Origin of the sequence: Cytobacillus sp. (assembly GCF_032154635.1) — a bacterium.
Classification (GTDB): domain Bacteria; phylum Bacillota; class Bacilli; order Bacillales; family Cytobacillaceae; genus Cytobacillus.
Genome location: NZ_JALDXW010000040.1, coordinates 1 through 16,597, shown reverse-complemented (window position 1 = coordinate 16,597; position 16,597 = coordinate 1). Strand labels below are relative to the sequence as shown.

Annotated in this window: 17 protein-coding genes; 15 read left to right on the top strand and 2 right to left on the bottom strand. The window is 41.2% G+C overall.

Going from position 1 to position 16,597, the window contains the following annotated elements:
* The first annotated feature begins 122 nt into the window (after positions 1–122).
* The 13 genes from fdhD (at position 123) to RUH74_RS20150 (ending at position 13,073) form a co-directional block, all read left to right on the top strand.
* A complete protein-coding gene (fdhD, locus tag RUH74_RS20210) occupies positions 123–887 on the top strand; it encodes a formate dehydrogenase accessory sulfurtransferase FdhD (RefSeq protein WP_313803333.1) in 765 nt (254 codons plus the stop codon).
* Positions 888–939: 52 nt separating this feature from the next.
* A complete protein-coding gene (gene fdnG, locus RUH74_RS20205; protein ID WP_313803331.1) occupies positions 940–3,918 on the top strand; it encodes a formate dehydrogenase-N subunit alpha in 2,979 nt (992 codons plus the stop codon).
* On the top strand, positions 3,918–4,736 hold the full coding sequence (locus RUH74_RS20200) for a 4Fe-4S dicluster domain-containing protein (protein WP_313803329.1): 819 nt from the start codon (positions 3,918–3,920) through the stop codon (positions 4,734–4,736). The genes fdnG and RUH74_RS20200 overlap by 1 nt, the downstream gene beginning before the upstream one ends.
* The gene (locus RUH74_RS20195) at positions 4,729–5,403 is read left to right on the top strand and encodes a formate dehydrogenase subunit gamma (RefSeq protein WP_313803327.1); all 675 of its coding nucleotides are present in this window, start codon (positions 4,729–4,731) and stop codon (positions 5,401–5,403) included. The genes RUH74_RS20200 and RUH74_RS20195 overlap by 8 nt, the downstream gene beginning before the upstream one ends.
* A 103-nt stretch (positions 5,404–5,506) precedes the next feature.
* Positions 5,507–6,301, top strand: a complete 795-nt coding sequence (locus RUH74_RS20190) for a formate dehydrogenase accessory protein FdhE (RefSeq protein WP_313803325.1) — start codon at positions 5,507–5,509, stop codon at positions 6,299–6,301.
* Between the two features lie 23 nt (positions 6,302–6,324).
* Entirely contained in the window at positions 6,325–6,945 is a 621-nt protein-coding gene (mobA, locus tag RUH74_RS20185; protein ID WP_313803323.1) for a molybdenum cofactor guanylyltransferase, read from the top strand.
* Positions 6,942–8,171 (top strand): molybdopterin molybdotransferase MoeA, encoded by a 1,230-nt coding sequence (locus RUH74_RS20180; RefSeq protein ID WP_313803321.1) that lies wholly within the window; start codon positions 6,942–6,944, stop codon positions 8,169–8,171. Before mobA ends, RUH74_RS20180 begins: the two co-directional genes overlap by 4 nt.
* Positions 8,172–8,184: 13 nt before the next feature.
* Positions 8,185–10,119 (top strand): molybdopterin biosynthesis protein, encoded by a 1,935-nt coding sequence (locus RUH74_RS20175; RefSeq protein ID WP_313803319.1) that lies wholly within the window; start codon positions 8,185–8,187, stop codon positions 10,117–10,119.
* Between the two features lie 126 nt (positions 10,120–10,245).
* Complete coding sequence (locus RUH74_RS20170) at positions 10,246–10,710, top strand: molybdenum cofactor biosynthesis protein MoaE (RefSeq protein WP_313803317.1); 465 nt, start codon at positions 10,246–10,248, stop codon at positions 10,708–10,710.
* Entirely contained in the window at positions 10,703–10,936 is a 234-nt protein-coding gene (gene moaD / locus RUH74_RS20165) for a molybdopterin converting factor subunit 1 (RefSeq protein ID WP_313803315.1), read from the top strand. Before RUH74_RS20170 ends, moaD begins: the two co-directional genes overlap by 8 nt.
* A gap of 42 nt (positions 10,937–10,978) precedes the next feature.
* The gene (locus RUH74_RS20160) at positions 10,979–11,998 is read left to right on the top strand and encodes a MoeB/ThiF family adenylyltransferase (RefSeq protein WP_313803313.1); all 1,020 of its coding nucleotides are present in this window, start codon (positions 10,979–10,981) and stop codon (positions 11,996–11,998) included.
* A 410-nt stretch (positions 11,999–12,408) separates the two neighbouring features.
* The gene (locus RUH74_RS20155; RefSeq protein WP_313803312.1) at positions 12,409–12,681 is read left to right on the top strand and encodes a YwdI family protein; all 273 of its coding nucleotides are present in this window, start codon (positions 12,409–12,411) and stop codon (positions 12,679–12,681) included.
* 20 nt (positions 12,682–12,701) lie between these two features.
* Positions 12,702–13,073: a DUF423 domain-containing protein gene (locus RUH74_RS20150; protein WP_313803311.1), complete on the top strand. Its 372-nt coding sequence runs from the start codon at positions 12,702–12,704 to the stop codon at positions 13,071–13,073.
* A gap of 44 nt (positions 13,074–13,117) precedes the next feature.
* Here the strand turns inward: RUH74_RS20150 and gerQ are convergent, their stop codons facing one another.
* Together gerQ and hemQ are read right to left on the bottom strand one after the other, a co-directional pair.
* Positions 13,118–13,597 (bottom strand): spore coat protein GerQ, encoded by a 480-nt coding sequence (gene gerQ / locus RUH74_RS20145; RefSeq protein ID WP_313803309.1) that lies wholly within the window; start codon positions 13,595–13,597, stop codon positions 13,118–13,120.
* Positions 13,598–13,861: 264 nt separating this feature from the next.
* Positions 13,862–14,608, bottom strand: a complete 747-nt coding sequence (gene hemQ / locus RUH74_RS20140; RefSeq protein WP_313803307.1) for a hydrogen peroxide-dependent heme synthase — start codon at positions 14,606–14,608, stop codon at positions 13,862–13,864.
* A gap of 389 nt (positions 14,609–14,997) precedes the next feature.
* Here hemQ and pta point away from each other — a divergent pair, with 389 nt between their 5' ends.
* Both pta and RUH74_RS20130 read left to right on the top strand, forming a co-directional pair.
* Entirely contained in the window at positions 14,998–15,975 is a 978-nt protein-coding gene (pta, locus tag RUH74_RS20135; protein WP_313803305.1) for a phosphate acetyltransferase, read from the top strand.
* Between the two features lie 256 nt (positions 15,976–16,231).
* Positions 16,232–16,597: lipoate--protein ligase family protein (locus RUH74_RS20130; RefSeq protein ID WP_396230115.1), on the top strand; the 366-nt coding region annotated here is incomplete at its 3' end.

The window sequence follows — 16,597 nt, the reverse complement described above, 5'->3', positions numbered from 1 at the left end:
TAATGTTAGTTTTCGTGACAATTGTCGCAGAAGTGCTAAAACGGTTCTTCTTATAATGAAAAGGGAGATCACTCCGTATAAATGATATGGTCTACGCTTCCTTTAACAAAGGGGTGGAAACGATGAATAAAAAGGGATGTCCTGAGGAGTATCCGATTACTCTCATAATAAATGGGTATGAGGTAGCCGTTTTCCAGCTGACAAATCAAGATTTGGAGGACTGGGCTTACGGCTATTTATTTGCAGAAGGGATGATTGATGGGGCAGAGGATGTCCAGTCTATTATTTGTGAAGAAAGTTCTGGAACACTTTCAGTTACTTTAAGGGAAGGGTTTGACCCAGAGGAAATGTTTTCGAAGAAGAAGCATTACACTGCTGGCTGTGGCAGGGGCGTAACCTTTTTTTCCATGACTGATGTGAAGACCTTTAATAAGGTGCAATCCAATCATACGTATTTATTAAGCTATATTTTGAAGAAGCGCAGTGAATTTGCCAAGAACTCTCCATTATATGCAGAAACAGGAGGCATGCATGGTGCCTGTATTGTTCATGCAAACGGAGAGCTGGCGATACGTGAGGATATCGGCCGGCATAATGCAGTGGATAAAATTATTGGACATGCGATCCGGACACAATGCAGCCCTGAGGAGCTGATTTTGCTGACAACTGGAAGGGTTTCTTATGAAATGCTATCGAAAGCAGCAAAGTTTGGCTTTTCTGTTATTGGATCGAGGACAGCTGCAACAAAGCAGGCGATTCAGTTAGCGAAATTTCTAAATATTGAGGTAGTTGGCTATTTAAGAGGAAGAATGGCTATTTCATATACGTCATTCGGAAGGGTCATTAACGATCTGGAAGAAAAAAATGCGGGGGTTCATCCAAAATAATTGGGTTTTATATATGTTCTATTTATGGATTAGTAAAAAGGGGGAATTATAGATGGAGTTTACAAGAAGACAGTTTCTGAAATTGTCCGGGGCTGTGGCAGCGACTCTTGCAGTTGTTGAGCTTGGCTTCGACGATAAAGAAGCGAGAGCAAAAACAAGAGAGTTCAAGATTGCTGAGCTTAAGCCTACACCAACCATTTGTCCTTATTGTGCGGTTGGCTGCGGTATTTTAGTTTATTCCAAAGGCGATGATGTGGTGTATACGGAGGGGGATCCGGATCATCCAATCAACGAAGGAAGCCTATGCAGTAAGGGAACAACAGTAAGACAGGTGTATACAAGTGAAAAACGGATAACTAAACCGTTGTATCGTGCTCCTGGCAGCGATAAGTGGAAAGAAGTAGATTGGGAGTTTGCTCTTGACAAAGTAGCAAAAAATATTAAAGAAACACGTGACCGCTCATTTATCCATAAGGAAAATGGACTTACAGTAAATAGAACAGATTCGATTGCCTATCTTGGGGGCGCAGCATTAGATAATGAAGAATGCCATTTGCTGCAGAAATTGTTCCGTGCTGGGCTCGGCCTAACCTATATCGAACACCAGGCCCGAATATGACATAGTTCAACGGTTGCCGGTCTGGCACCTACATTTGGTCGTGGAGCAATGACAAACCACTGGAATGATCTTAAGCATGCCGATGTATTAATGATTATCGGTGCGAATCCCGCTGAAAATCATCCGATTAGCTTTAAATGGATTTTAAAGGCATTAGAAAAAGGCGGGAAGCTTATCTCTGTAGACCCGCGCTTTACAAGAACCTCACAAATGGCAAATGTGTATGGGCAGCTTCGTTCGGGGACAGATATCGCCTTTATCGGCGGGATGATCAACTATGTTCTGGAAAATGAATTATTCCATAAAGAATATGTAGCCGCTTACACAAATGCTTCTTATATAGTGGAAGATACGTATTCATTTAATGATGGAATGTTTAGTGGATACGATAAAGGAAAGAGAAGCTATGATAAGACACAATGGGCTTTCAAAAAGGATGAGGAAGGAAAAACCCTTACAGATCCAACATTGAAAGATCCGAACTGTGTGTTCCAGCTGATGAAGAAACATTATTCACGTTATGATATTGACACAGTTGTTGGCGTAACAGGCACTGCGAAAGAAACGTACGAAGAAATCTGCAAAACATACGCTTCAACTGGTGAAGCAGGCAAAGCAGGTACCATCCTATATGCAATGGGTGGAACACAGCATACGGTTGGAACGCAAAATATTCGTTCCTATGCGATACTCCAGCTGCTCCTTGGAAATATTGGGATATCAGGTGGCGGTGTGAATGCATTACGTGGGGAATCCAATGTTCAAGGGTCCACCGATTTCGGTCTGCTATTTGATAATGTCCCAGGATACATGCAAGTGCCGACAACAGCAGAAACCGATTATACTTACCAGGGTTTCCTTGACCGCATTACACCTAAAGAAGGCTATTGGGTTAACAAGCCAAAGTTTTATACAAGCATGATGAAATCCTTCTATGGGGACAATGCAACAAAGGCAAATGAATTTGGCTATCACTACTTGCCAAAGCTTGCAGCAGGCAAAAACTATTCGTTTATGCGATTGTTTGATGCCATGTATCGGAAAGAGCTTGAAGGTTTATTGCTATTTGGATCGAATCCAGCAGTTGGCGGACCAAATGCTGGCAAAGAAATCGAGTCTCTTAGCAATCTAAAATGGATGGTTGCAGTCGATCTTTTTGAAACAGAAACTTCTTCCTTCTGGCAAAAAGAAGCAGGAGCAGATCCGGCATCCATTCAGACAGAAGTTATTTTCCTGCCTGCAAGCGGGTCTTTTGAAAAAGAGGGCTCGGTTACTAATTCAGGACGGTGGATGCAATACCGCTGGCAAGCGATTAAGCCAAAGGGTGAGTCAAAGGCAGATTTGGAAATTGTCCATATGCTGGCTAGACGTTTAAAGGATCTGTACAAGAATAGTTCGAATCCTGCAGACATGCCTATTAAGGCGTTGACATGGGACTATGGTGAAAGTGACCACCCTGATATTGATCTCGTATGCAGAGAAATAAATGGCTATGATATGAAAACCAAAAAACAAATAGAGAAGTTTGGCGACTTAAAGGATGATGGGTCTACATGCAGTGGAAACTGGATCTATTGCGGTTTCTATCCTAAAAATGAAAACCTATCGAAACGCCGAGACAGTACGGATGAAGGCATGGGTAATTTCTTGAATTGGTCATTTGCATGGCCAGCCAATCGCCGTATCCTTTATAACCGTGCGAGTGCGGATATTAATGGAAAGGCATGGAGCAAGACAAGAGTTGGCATAGAGTGGAATGCTGCTGAAGGAAAGTGGAAGGGAAATGACGTTCCCGACTTCGTTGCCGATAAAGGACCAGATGATCCGACTTTCATTGATCCATTTATTATGATGGCGGGAGGAAAGGGAGCTCTATTTGCTTCAATCAATGAAGGACCGCTTCCAGAACATTACGAGCCTTATGAAAATCCGATGTCAAACGCATTCTCAAGTGTCCAGCTGAATCCAGCCGTCCAATTTGGTGAAGCAGAAATGAATGCACAAGGAGATGTATCAAAGTATCCAATCGTTGCAACAACCTATCGTTTGTCAGAGCATTGGCAATCTGGGGCGATGACGCGAAGCCAAGAATGGCTGGCAGAGCTTGTTCCTCATATGTTCGTTGAGATCAGTGAGGAATTGGCAAAAGAAAAGGGCATTAACAATAAGGATAAAATTATTGTTTCATCCGCACGTGGTGAAATTAGTGCTTACGCAATGGTCACGAAACGATTTAAACCATACAAATTAAAGGATAAAACGGTACATCATATCGGTATGCCATGGCATTTCGGATATAAAGGAATTGTCACAGGCGGCACAGCTAACCGCCTAACACCGCATATTGGAGATGCAAACTCAACCATACCAGAATACAAAGCATTCCTTTGCGACGTTAGGAGGGCGAAATAATGGCTGAAACAATTAAATTAGTGGATGTAACAAAATGTGATGGCTGTCGTGCATGTATGGTGTCATGTAAGAATTGGAATGATCTCCCTTCTGAAATAGAAGATTTCCATGGGAGCTATCAATCTCATGAAAAGATCACAGCAAATACATGGAACGTCTTAACGTTTAATGAGCAAGAAAGAAAGGATGGCGGGCTTGACTGGCTTTTCCGCCATTCTTCCTGCTTGCATTGTACGGAGGCGGCTTGTGAGAAGGCTTGTCCTGAAAGCGCAATTAGCCATACAGAGTTTGGTTCAGTCGTTGTCGACTATGATACATGTGTTGGCTGTGGCTACTGTGTGCAGGCATGCGCGTTTGATGCAATCAATCTAGCAACGTATGTAGATAAAAATGGAAAAGAGTTTAGGAAGGCACAGAAATGTACGCAATGTACAGATCGTTTAGAGGAAGGACTTCAGCCTGCATGTGCAACTGCTTGTCATACGGGAGCCATTGTTTATGGAGATAAAGATGAACTTCTTTCTTCAGCTGAGGAGCGTTTAGCGCAAATAAAAGAGCGTTACCCGAATGCGAATATCTACAATCCTCAAGGCATAAGAGGAACAAATACAGTGTATATTCTTGCGGATAAACCGACAACATACGGTTTACCAGAAAATCCAAAAGTTGCGCTTTCTCAAATTGTTTGGAAGGATTATGCGCAGCCAATTGGGAAAATGATGCTTGGTGCGACAACGATGGCCGTGATAGGTTCATTTATCGCAACTTCTTTAAACAAAAAGAATGATTCCAGTGAAGGAGACCAGAGCCATGAATAAAAGTGGAAATAAAAAAACGGTTAAACGTTTTAATTTGGGCTTCAGAATTTCACACTGGGTAAATGCAGCAGCCTTCTTTGTTCTTTATATTTCGGCATTGCCTATGTATACCGAGTTCTTTGACTGGCTATATCCTGTGTTTGGAGGACCAGCAGGAGCAAGATTAGTGCATAGAATTGCCGCAGTTGCCTTTATGCTTCCTTTGCCAATTATGATTATTTTTGATTGGAAGGGTTTTAGCAACTGGGCAAAAAATATCTTTTCATGGAAAAAGCATGACCTGCAATTTTTCCCTCAATTTATGAGAGAATTTTTCGGAATGAAAGCAAAGGTTCCGAAGCAAGACTTCTTTAATGCAGGTGAAAAAGTAAACTCATGGTTAATGATTGTAACAACGATTATGCTGATTAGTTCAGGACTTATTATGTGGTTCCCACAGTATTTTTCATACGGAATCATTATGTGGGCCTATCCAATCCATAACATTGGGCTAGGTCTTGCAGCCGCTGTTGCCATTGGTCATATTTATATGTCTCTTGTTACCGCAAAACCTTCTATGAGAGGAATTATTAAAGGGGACGTTTCAGAGGAATATGCAAAGGACCACCACGGTCGCTGGTATGATGAGCTTCAAGCAGCAGAAACGAAAAAGAAAAAACATGCATAAACGTTCATATGCATTGGATAATTGATAGCTGAATAAATAACGGAGAGAAGCTACCCTGGATAAAGGGTAGCCTTTCCTCTCTTAAATGAAAGTGGTGTTTTCGATGGCAAAAGTGAATGTTCTTGATGAAAACTATGAAAAACTGCAACAGGAGATTCAGTCATTAAGTGAGAAATGGAGAGGAGAAATCGCTGATCTACGTATAGGGGATGCAATAGGTAATGGGTCACCCATTTTACCCCAAGCAGACATTTCTATTGATTTCAGCCAATATCAGCTTTTTATTGAAGAGCTGCTTCAACTGCTTGGTCAAAATAATGAGGAGATGATCCATGCAGCGCAGAAAATAAAATCACTCGTAACGATCGATGTTTTACAAACTTGGTTTAAAGAAACGATTGTTGTGAACCATTTTTACTTTAAAAACTATGCAGATGAAAATAATCTTCCTGATTGGCTTCCGATCTTCCTCGCCGAACAAGCAGCACGTCCTTTTTTACAGGAAGCAACGGTGCTATTGGAATCACAATTAAAGGGGATGAACCATGAACTTGGCTGCCCTTCCTGCGGTGAACCAGCACGCTTTGCCTTGCTTAATAAGAAAGGAAAGAAGGAGCTGACATGCCCAAGATGTCTTCATGCTTGGGAGGAAAAGAAGATTAGCTGTGCACACTGTGGATCAGAGGATGAATTAGTGATCCTTAAAGTAGAGGGTGACGAAAGTGCGGAAATTCATGCATGTCATAAGTGTAAAGGGTATACTAAAGTCATTGATAGCAGAAAAATGTTTAAAAGGGAATCTCCAACTCTATTAGATGTAAAAAGTATCCATCTCGATTATATTGCTCAAGAAAAGGGCTTTGGCGTTTCAGAGGATTCAGGTAAAGGGACTCACTAATTTTCAGGAGCAGGTGAGAAAAAATGAGGACGACAGGAATAATTATGGCTGGCGGTCAGTCAAGCAGAATGGGGAAAAATAAAGCGCTATTAAAAATAGGCAATAAAACGGTCATAGAACATATTGCAGCAGAGCTTGAAAAGACGGTTACGGATCTAATGATTGTGACCAATACAATGGAAGATTATCAATTTCTTACTCTACCAATGGTTGAGGATGAGTGGAAGGGAATGGGGCCGCTTGCAGGTATTCATGCGGGATTAAAAGCATCCAGAACAGATAAAAATCTTGTTGTTGCATGTGATATGCCGTTTGTATCCTCAAGGCTAGGAGAAATTTTGCTAGGTTTCTTAGAGGGTTTTGATGCAGCCGTTCCCAATATTTCGGATCAGCTTCATCCATTGTTTGCTGCTTACCGTAAAGATGTCCACGAGGAAATTAGCCATTCCTTGCAGAAGCAGGAGCTGCGTATTAGGCAATTTTTTCAAAAGGTACATACAAAAATTGTCTTTGAAGAAGATCTCCAAAACCTGCATGTTCCTTATCAACCTCATCATTTTTTTAACATGAACCATCCGGAGGAATTTGAGGAAGCCCTTAAGCTGGCAACTGAACATTCAAAAGAAAGCAGAGATTTTTCATGAAATTTTTCCAAGTAAAATCGGTAGAAGAAACATTTGATCTGATTAGCGAACATGTGGAACCGATTGCTGAATCTATAACCATTCCGCTCTTTGAAGCGCTTCATTTCGTTTTAGCTGAAGATATCTATGCCTATGAAAATGTTCCTGATTTTCGCCGTTCGACTGTGGATGGATATGCTGTTAAAGCAAAGGATACATTTGGTTCATCTGAAAGTCTGCCAGGTTTTCTTACTCTTGCAGGGGAAGTTCAAATGGGCCAAGTACCACCGCAAACACTTCAAGCTGGGGAAGCCATGTATGTGCCGACTGGAGGCATGCTCCCTGAGGGCAGTGATGCGGTTGTCATGATTGAGCATTGTGAAGATATGGCTGGATTAGTTAATGTATTTAAACAAATAGCCCCAGGTGAAAATGTCATTTCCATCGGAGAGGATATTAGACAAGGGGCACTTCTTTTAGAAAAGGGAACGAAGCTTCGTTCACAGGAGTTAGGTGCACTTGCTTCACAAGGAATTACAGCGGTTTCAGTGATAAGAAAACCGGTTATCGGCTATCTTTCTTCAGGGGATGAAATTGTTCCAATCGAAACAGAAAAGCTTGCTCCAGGAGAAATACGAGATATGAACGGGGTAACAATTGGTGCTCTTGTGACAGAATGGGGCTACACCTTCAAGTATGGAGGAATTGTCAAAGATAATCGCGAAAAGTTTGAACAGAGAGCGAAAGAATTACTGGCAGAAACCGATTGTTTAATTGTATCTGGCGGCAGCTCAGTCGGCACAAAGGATTATTCAGTAGAAGTCATTCAATCGCTTGGTAAACCAGGTGTGTTCGTGCATGGGGTTTCCATTAAGCCGGGTAAGCCAACAATTTTATCTTTAGCTGGTAACAAGCCTGTTATTGGTCTTCCGGGCCATCCTGCGTCAGCCGTTATTATTTTCCACCTATTCGGAAAGGCTATCTTAGAATATCTCCATGGGGCACGAACGAAGGAAAAACAGCTGACCTTTGCGAAGGTTACAAAAAATATTCCTTCATCACCAGGTCGGACAGATTATGTGAGAGTACGATTATATGAAGAGAATGATGAATGGTACGCTGAACCGATTATTGGAAAATCCGGTCTCATCTCTACCCTCGTTCAAAGTGATGGAATGATTGAAATCGCTGCAAGACTTGAAGGTATACAAAAGGGAGAACTCGTTCCGGTAAGAATTTTTAGGTAGGGGGTGGGGTGAGATGTCAACATTCCGATTCAAAAGGAAGGTATATTTACAGGACAAGCCTCGACATGAGGCAGTACAACAAATGCTTGCCCATTTTGAATTCAAGCGTGAGATCGAATGGATCGAAAGTTCAAGTTCTTTAGGAAGGGTGTTAGCTGAGCCTGTGTTTGCAAACAGTTCCATGCCCCATTACCATGCGTCTGCAATGGACGGGATTGCTGTTATTGCAGAGGAAACCTTCTCAGCGCATGAACAGCGGCCGATTCAGTTAAAACGAAATGAAGATTTTGTATATGTCGATACAGGAAATGAAGTGCCCTCTCCTTTCGATGCAGTAATTATGATTGAGCAAGTGAATGAGCTCACTGAAGATACGATTGAGATTATTGAACCTGCTGTACCATGGCAGCATATTCGGCCAATTGGGGAAGATATTGTACAGGAAGAAATGCTGTTTCCTCAAGGTCATCTTATTCGCCCTGTTGATATTGGAGCCCTTCTCGCATCAGGAACGGTATCGGTTCCAGTGGTAAAAAAGCCGATCGTAACGATCATTCCAACAGGGAACGAGCTCGTTTCCTCGGCTGACTCCATCTCTACTGGCCAATTAATTGAATTTAATGGGACCGTATTTGCTAATTATATTCATGAATGGGGTGGAGAACCACGCTTGCACTCGATTGTGAAGGATGAACCGGAGGAATTGCGGGCAGCTCTTTTGGAAGCTGTCAAACATTCTGATATGGTTGTTATTAATGCAGGTTCTTCGGCAGGATCAAAGGATTACACTGTCCATATGATCCAAGAGCTTGGAGAGGTTTATACTCATGGAGTGGCAACAAGACCAGGCAAGCCTGTAATTATTGGGAAAATTAAAGATACAATGATCATAGGGGTTCCGGGTTATCCTGTTTCTGCTTATTTGGCACTTGAATGGTTTGTCAGACCGCTCATTTATGAAGTATTGCAAATACCGGAGCCAGTAAGGCAAAAGCTTAAGGTAAAAGTGGGGCGTCGAATCGTCGGGACAATGGGTGCCGAGGATTTTATTCGAATGAATATAGGGTTTGTAGACGGTGAATACATCGCGAATCCACTTCCAAGAGCAGCTGGAGTAACGATGTCGCTCGTTCGGGCCGATGGCATTCTTGTTATTCCCCCTACAAGCCTTGGATATGAACAAGGTGAATACGCAGAAGTTGAATTGTATAAGTCGATAGAAGAAATTCAGCATTCCATCGTTTGTATTGGAAGTCATGATTTAACGATCGACCTCCTTTCATCACAACTAAAAAAGGGTAAAAGAGAGTTAAGGATCATGTCCTCCCATGTTGGAAGTTTGGCAGGAATTATGGCAATTAAGAAGGGGGAGGCACATGTGGCAGGCATCCATCTTCTTGACCCAGAAACAATGGAATATAATCGATCATATATTGAAAGATTTTTGGCAGATAAGGAGGTTATTCTTTATCCATTTTTAAAACGAAAACAAGGCTGGCTATTGCCGAAGGGCAATCCGCTTGATATACAATCCGTTCAAGATATTGTTCAAAAGCAGGCACATTTCGTCAACCGCCAAAAAGGGGCTGGAACCAGAATTCTATTTGATATGCTTTTAAGAAACGCAGGAATTGGTGCGGAATCCATTATTGGCTATGATAGGGAAATGTTCTCCCATTTAAGTGTGGCGGCAGAGGTGAAAGGAAATCAGCATGCAGTAGGGCTAGGAATCTATCCTGCCGCAAGTGCAATGGGGCTTGATTTCCTCCCTGTAGCGGATGAACATTATGATTTACTTATGACAAAGGAATTTTTTGAAAGTCAAAAGGGTAAGGATTTAATTCATGCAATTCAATCGGAAGCGTTTATCGAAAAAGTAGAAGGAATTGGCGGGTACTTAGTAGAAAGGAATCCTCATCCGATCTGCTTCAGCAAAAGTCTGTGTTAATACCGGATGTTGATTTTTTTATTTGTTGATTGTAGCGGAAAGCGAGTGCCTGGAGCGGAAATCAACCTTTACCAACTGAGGTTTGTATTTACGAAAAAAAGCCTTTAACAAAAAGGAGTTGATTAAATGAATTATGCCATTTCAAAAGAACCAATCAACGTGCAGGAAGTGATTGATAAGGTTGTACAGCGTGAAGCGGGTGCGATTACTACCTTTATAGGGACGGTTCGTGAATTGACGCATGGAAAGAAAACCTTGTATTTAATATATGAAGCATACGAGTCGATGGCTGTGAAAAAGCTCGAACAAATCGGAAATGAGATTAAAGAGCGCTGGCAAGGTTCGGAGGTGGCGATTACCCATCGAGTAGGGAAGCTGGACATAACGGATGTAGCAGTTGTTATTGCCGTTTCAACTCCCCATCGAGCAGACGCATATGAAGCGAACCGCTATGCTATTGAGCGCATTAAAGAAATCGTGCCGATTTGGAAAAAGGAGCATTGGGAAGACGGGCAAGAATGGATTGGCAATCAGCTTGAAACCGTTGCCTATCCAAAAGGAAAACCGGAGGAGAGTGACTTACATGAATAAAATTTTGTTTTTTGCTCATTTACGGGATGCTGTCGGTGAAGAATCGATTACGATGGATGCAAACGGAAAAACGATAGCAGAGCTAAAACAGATGGTTTTGGAAAAATATGCGTCTGTCAATCTTGAAAATGTAATGACAGCTATTAATGAGGAATTTGCTTCGGATGAAGACATCATACATGAAGGAAATGAAATTGCCTTTATTCCTCCGGTCAGCGGTGGCTGATAAGGGAAAAACTGTCATTTTCCCCTGAAAGGAGTAGCGCACATGGATGAAAGGTATTCAAGGCAAACCTTGTTTTCACCGGTTGGGAAAGTCGGGCAAGAGAAAATCCGCTCAAAACATGTATTGATGATTGGTGCTGGTGCGTTGGGCTCTGGCAATGCAGAAATATTAACAAGAGCAGGAGTAGGTAAGCTGACGATCGTTGATAGGGACTATGTAGAGGCAAGCAATCTTCAGCGTCAGCAGCTGTATACAGAACGGGATGTAGAGGAAAAGCTGCCTAAAGCAGCAGCTGCTGCAAAACGTCTGAGGAAAATTAATTCTGATGTAGAAATAGAGGGCTTTATTACAGACGCAACACCTGAAAAGCTAGAGGAGCTCGTTCAAGGTGTGGACTTAATTATAGATGCAACAGATAATTTTGAAACGAGAATGGCGATTAATGATGTCTCACAAAAATACCAAGTCCCTTGGATTTATGGGGCGTGTGTCGGTAGTTTTGGAATGAGCTTAACCATCGTCCCCGGGAAAACGCCTTGTTTAAATTGTATTCTAAAAAAGATCCCCATTCAGGGAATGACTTGTGATACAGGTGGGATCATTGGTCCAACTGTTCAAATGGTTATTTCACACCAAGCAGCTGAAGCATTGAAAATCCTTGTTGAAGATTGGGAAGCAGTCCGTACTTCTTTTGTTAGCTTTGATTTATGGAGAAATCAATACACGAGCATGAAGGTTGCAAAAGCGAAGGATGCTAGCTGTCTATCGTGTGGAGAACATAGAACCTACCCGTATTTAGATAATGAAAATATGACAAAGTCGACTGTTCTTTGCGGAAGAGACACGGTACAAATTCGCCCGCCTGAACAGCAGACTATTCAGTTAGAAGATCTATCCCAGCAATTAAAAGCTCTTGGACATAAGGTGAAGGGGAATCCTTATTTATTATCTGTTGAGATAGATGAACAGCGTCTCGTTATTTTTAATGATGGACGTGCGCTTATACATGGAACGAAAGATTTAACCTATGCAAAAACAATTTATCAGCGACTGCTAGGATAAGCAGTAAAGCCCTGACTATCTATTGGTCAGGGCTTTTGGTAGTTTAGGAAATTAGGCGCTTGCACTTTTCTTAGGGCTAGTAACTATACTGTCGGTCTTAAATGAACGAGCCTTAATGCACGAAGTCATACTAATGAAGAGAAAGTAGACGGGCTAACATTATCTATGAGGTTGAACAGACAACTAGATGATTTCTATACGACATAATTCCCCAGGAAATGATATGTTTCACGTGAAACAGACAGCATTTGCCACCATTCGCCCGCAGAATGATAGGAAGGATCGATCGAAAAATTCCGCCAGTTCATGTATAATGAGTGATGATTAAAAAGAGGAATGGGACGATTACGAATGAAGGCAAAGACGCGCTTGCGCTATGAAAAGATAGCGAATAAATAGAGGTGAAAATATTGAACATTTCCGTTCAGAAATTGTTAAAGAAAATAGAAGAAGAATTACATGAAGCAAAAGGAAATACAAATGAGGCTAGAATAAGAGAAAGAATCTACTCGATTAAATCTCTATGTGAGCTCATACTAGATGAACAAGTAATGCCTGCAGCGTCAAAAAGTACATTTGTTCCTCAACAACCAGTCCAGCAGGTGCAGCCAGTTAGTATTCAGCAGCCGAAACGTCTTGAAATGGAAGATGATGCAAATGGGGATTCATTGTTTGACTTTTAAATGGAAAAGGGGGAGTTAAAATGAAATTATTTATTATTCTTGGTGCCATTAATGCTTTTTTATCTGTTGCCTTAGGCGCATTCGGTGCGCATGGCCTGGAAAAGACGGTTGAGCCAAAGTATTTAGAAATCTGGAAAACCGGGGTCACCTATCAAATGTTTCATGCAACAGGATTATTAGTAATTGGTGTCCTATTAGGCAAACTTCCAGGGAATGCTTTATTATCCTGGTCGGGGTGGATCATGCTCATTGGAATTATCTTTTTCTCTGGAAGCTTATACATACTGACCTTAACACAAAAAGGTATTTTAGGTGCGATCACGCCAATTGGCGGTGTTTGCTTTTTAGTTGCATGGGTATTGTTAATCATCGCAGCAGTTAAGCATTTATAAGAAAAGAAAGAGCTTTGACATTTTTGTCAAAGCTCTTTTCCGTATTATCTTGGACTATATTGGGAAAGGCTTGGTGATCCGCCGAATGAAGGATAGTCATACTCGATTTCTTCTGGAAACGTTACATAGTCTAGGTAAACCATCGGAATTAAGTATCGCATACCTGATTGCGGATCGCTTAAAATCAAATGATCTCTTCCTGCAGCTTCGATAATGCCTTCGAATATTTTCGCGTTCCACTCACGATTATTTTCAAAAGTAGTATACACCGTCGCAAGCTTTCCTTTGTTTAAACGCAAGATATTTTCAATGTAGGACTGCTCGATAGGCAACATCCCTGGAACTTGTGGACCTTGAGAGGCTGCACTTCCTCCTCCCATTGGCGGAAATGAAGGCACAGTTTGCGTTTGCGGGTAGGCGATAGGCTGCACTCTATAAGCAGGAGTATTCGTAACTCCTCCTGTATATGGCTGCTGATACCCGTAGTATGGGTTTGCTGTGTACTGATTTAAATTTTGACTCACAATTTTCCCTCCTAAAATCAAAGTAAAGCTTCATATAAGCTCGGGAGAATATGGATATAATAGACTAATGAATGATGCTAGTAATATAATAAATACTCACTAATTCATTTGTATGTATAAGCCTGTTTTTTTATGCTTTTTTTCTGTGTAAAAAGGGAAATGCCGGCCAGATTGATTGAACAAGCCTTTATGAATGAGGGATGTTTAAGCCAAAAATAAAACCTCTTTCGCATATAGGCAAAAGAGGCTTTATTGAAAAGTGTATTAATTAATGTGTAAAAGCTGTGCAATGCGGTCTTCTTCAAGAAGGTTACCGACAAAGAATGAACCGAATTCTCCATATCTTGCACTAACTTCGTCAAAACGCATTTCATATACAAGCTTCTTAAATTGAAGAGCATCATCAGAGAATAAAGTAACGCCCCATTCATAATCATCGAAGCCTACAGATCCAGTAATAATTTGTTTTACCTTTCCGGCGTATTGACGGCCAATCATTCCGTGACTGCGCATCATATTTCGACGATCTTCCATCGGAAGCATGTACCAGTTATCATTCCCTTGACGGCGCTTATCCATTGGATAGAAGCAAACATGTTTTGCTTTCGGAAGAATTGGATATAGACGTGCCAGTATTTCTGGACTTTGGTAAGGATCTTGATCGGAAGGTAAATAATTGCTTAATTCAACAACAGAAACATAAGAGAATGTAGGAACTGTGTACTCTGCTAGTTTTGTTTTATTGAATTCATTTTCAATTTCATTTATTTCCTCAAGTGTCGGTCTTAAAATCATTAGCATAAAGTCAGCCTTTTGGCCAACAACTGTATATAATGCATGGCTTCCCTTTTTCTCGCTTTGAGTTGTGTTCCACTTATCTAAAAGGGATAAAAACTCATGGATAGCTGCTTGGCGCTCATCACTTGACAACATCTTCCATGATGTCCAATCGATTGCACGGAAGTCATGTAAACTATACCAGCCTTCAAGCGTTTTTGCTGCTTCACTCATTACTATCACTCCTAATATGTATATGTGCGAATGATCACACCATAACTATATCATAGTTTCTCCAAATGATAAGGGAATAAAACTTGTAAAAATAATAGTTTGTGATTAATATGACAGATTTGTGGATATTTTGTTACAGGAGGTAAATAGTAAAGGGCGTTGTAGGGAAATATCGGTTATAACCCCAGCTGTTATTCTAATGATTCTGCACATCTACCTTTTTTAAGATACATACAGATAATTTACTATTTCCACAAAAAAGACTTTTTTAATGTGATGAAACGAACTTGAAATTTTATGTTAGTAACGTATTCTAAAAAAGGAAGCAGTACTGATTAAATGGAGAATCATTAGTAACTACATATAATTGAATGATAGGAGGAGCTCATATGAGTGATTTATTTTCAGTTTTGAAAGAGAAAGTAAGTGGAAAAGGTTTAAGGATTGTGTTTCCAGAAGGAATGGATGAGCGGATATTGGGGGCTGCAGGCAGGCTAGCTGCTGAAAAAATGATTATTCCGATTTTAATAGGGAATGTTCAATCGCTTGAAGCAAAGGCGAAGGAGCTGAATCTTTCATTAGAAACTGTGGAAATGTATGACCCTAGCCACTATGAAGAAATGGGTGAGCTTGTTGCTGCTTTTATTGAGAGACGAAAAGGGAAAGTGACTGAAGAAGAGGCGCGGAAGATTTTGCTGGATGAAAACTATTTTGGAACCATGCTTGTATATACGAATAAAGCAGATGGGTTAGTCAGTGGTGCGGCTCATTCAACGGCAGATACGGTACGGCCGGCTCTTCAAATTATCAAAACGAAGGAAGGTGTTGGCAAAACATCAGGAGTCTTTATTATGGTTCGTGAAGAAGAAAAGTATATTTTCGCAGACTGTGCGATCAATATTTCACCTGATAGCCAGGACTTGGCTGAAATTGCGATTGAAAGTGCAAAAACGGCAAAAATGTTTGATATGGATCCGCGTGTAGCCATGCTGAGCTTTTCTACAAAGGGCTCCGCAAAGTCCCCAGAAACAGAGAAGGTTACTGCTGCTGTACAGGAGGCGAAAATGCGTGATCCACAGCTGACTTTGGATGGCGAGTTCCAATTTGATGCGGCGTTTGTTCCTTCCGTTGCAAAAAAGAAAGCGCCTGATTCCCCGCTCCAAGGGGATGCGAATGTATTTATTTTCCCGAGCTTGGAGGCTGGGAATATCGGCTACAAAATTGCCCAGCGCCTAGGAAATTTTGAAGCCGTTGGACCGATTTTACAAGGCTTAAACCGCCCGGTAAATGACCTGTCCCGCGGATGTAATGAAGAGGATGTATACAAGCTGGCATTGATTACTGCAGCGCAGGCATTAAATCAATAGAATGATGAGGAGAGCTAGTCATTAAGCCTAGCTCTTTTTTTCTGCTTAGTCTGTTGATATAATGGGGTTTGGCGAATAAATAGCTACATTTGGCGAATAAAATGGAATTTTGTCCAATAAAAGCGAACAGACGGCGAATAAAATAAAATTTTGTCCAATAAAAGTGGGCAAACGGCGAATATAAGACAAAGGGTATCTAATTGATTAAGCTAGGGGATAGGCTGAATAACCCCCTTAATATAGAGGAGTTCAATAGATGAAAGATATATTACAGCAGGAGCAATGGAGAGTCATTGATGAATCGGTATTGGGCAAACATTTGTCAGCTCTCCACTCATTTGGAATCGATGATACGTTATGTGCATCTGTTGGAGGCGGTATGGTTCCGGCAACGGCTCGAACATGGGTGCATGAAAAAACAATTGTTTTAGGCATCCAGGATACAAGACTTCCTTTTTTGAATGAAGGGATAGATTTTCTTAAAAACCAAGGCTATCAGGTCATTGTCAGAAACTCTGGCGGGTTGGCAGTTGTGCTTGATGAAGGTGTATTAAATATTTCACTTCTCTTTCCGGAGGGAGACAAAGGCATTGATATTAACCGCGGCTATGATGCGATGTGG

Excerpts from the sequence above, each read along its gene's own strand:
- fdhD (WP_313803333.1), top strand. The coding sequence starts at position 123 with ATGAATAAAAAGGGATGTCCTGAGGAGTATCCGATTACTCTCATAATA.
- RUH74_RS20200 (WP_313803329.1), top strand. The coding sequence starts at position 3,918 with ATGGCTGAAACAATTAAATTAGTGGATGTAACAAAATGTGATGGCTGT.
- RUH74_RS20195 (WP_313803327.1), top strand. The coding sequence starts at position 4,729 with ATGAATAAAAGTGGAAATAAAAAAACGGTTAAACGTTTTAATTTGGGC.
- RUH74_RS20190 (WP_313803325.1), top strand. The coding sequence starts at position 5,507 with ATGGCAAAAGTGAATGTTCTTGATGAAAACTATGAAAAACTGCAACAG.
- mobA (WP_313803323.1), top strand. The coding sequence starts at position 6,325 with ATGAGGACGACAGGAATAATTATGGCTGGCGGTCAGTCAAGCAGAATG.
- RUH74_RS20180 (WP_313803321.1), top strand. The coding sequence starts at position 6,942 with ATGAAATTTTTCCAAGTAAAATCGGTAGAAGAAACATTTGATCTGATT.
- RUH74_RS20175 (WP_313803319.1), top strand. The coding sequence starts at position 8,185 with ATGTCAACATTCCGATTCAAAAGGAAGGTATATTTACAGGACAAGCCT.
- RUH74_RS20170 (WP_313803317.1), top strand. The coding sequence starts at position 10,246 with ATGAATTATGCCATTTCAAAAGAACCAATCAACGTGCAGGAAGTGATT.
- moaD (WP_313803315.1), top strand. The coding sequence starts at position 10,703 with ATGAATAAAATTTTGTTTTTTGCTCATTTACGGGATGCTGTCGGTGAA.
- RUH74_RS20160 (WP_313803313.1), top strand. The coding sequence starts at position 10,979 with ATGGATGAAAGGTATTCAAGGCAAACCTTGTTTTCACCGGTTGGGAAA.
- RUH74_RS20150 (WP_313803311.1), top strand. The coding sequence starts at position 12,702 with ATGAAATTATTTATTATTCTTGGTGCCATTAATGCTTTTTTATCTGTT.
- hemQ (WP_313803307.1), bottom strand. The coding sequence starts at position 14,608 with ATGAGTGAAGCAGCAAAAACGCTTGAAGGCTGGTATAGTTTACATGAC.
- pta (WP_313803305.1), top strand. The coding sequence starts at position 14,998 with ATGAGTGATTTATTTTCAGTTTTGAAAGAGAAAGTAAGTGGAAAAGGT.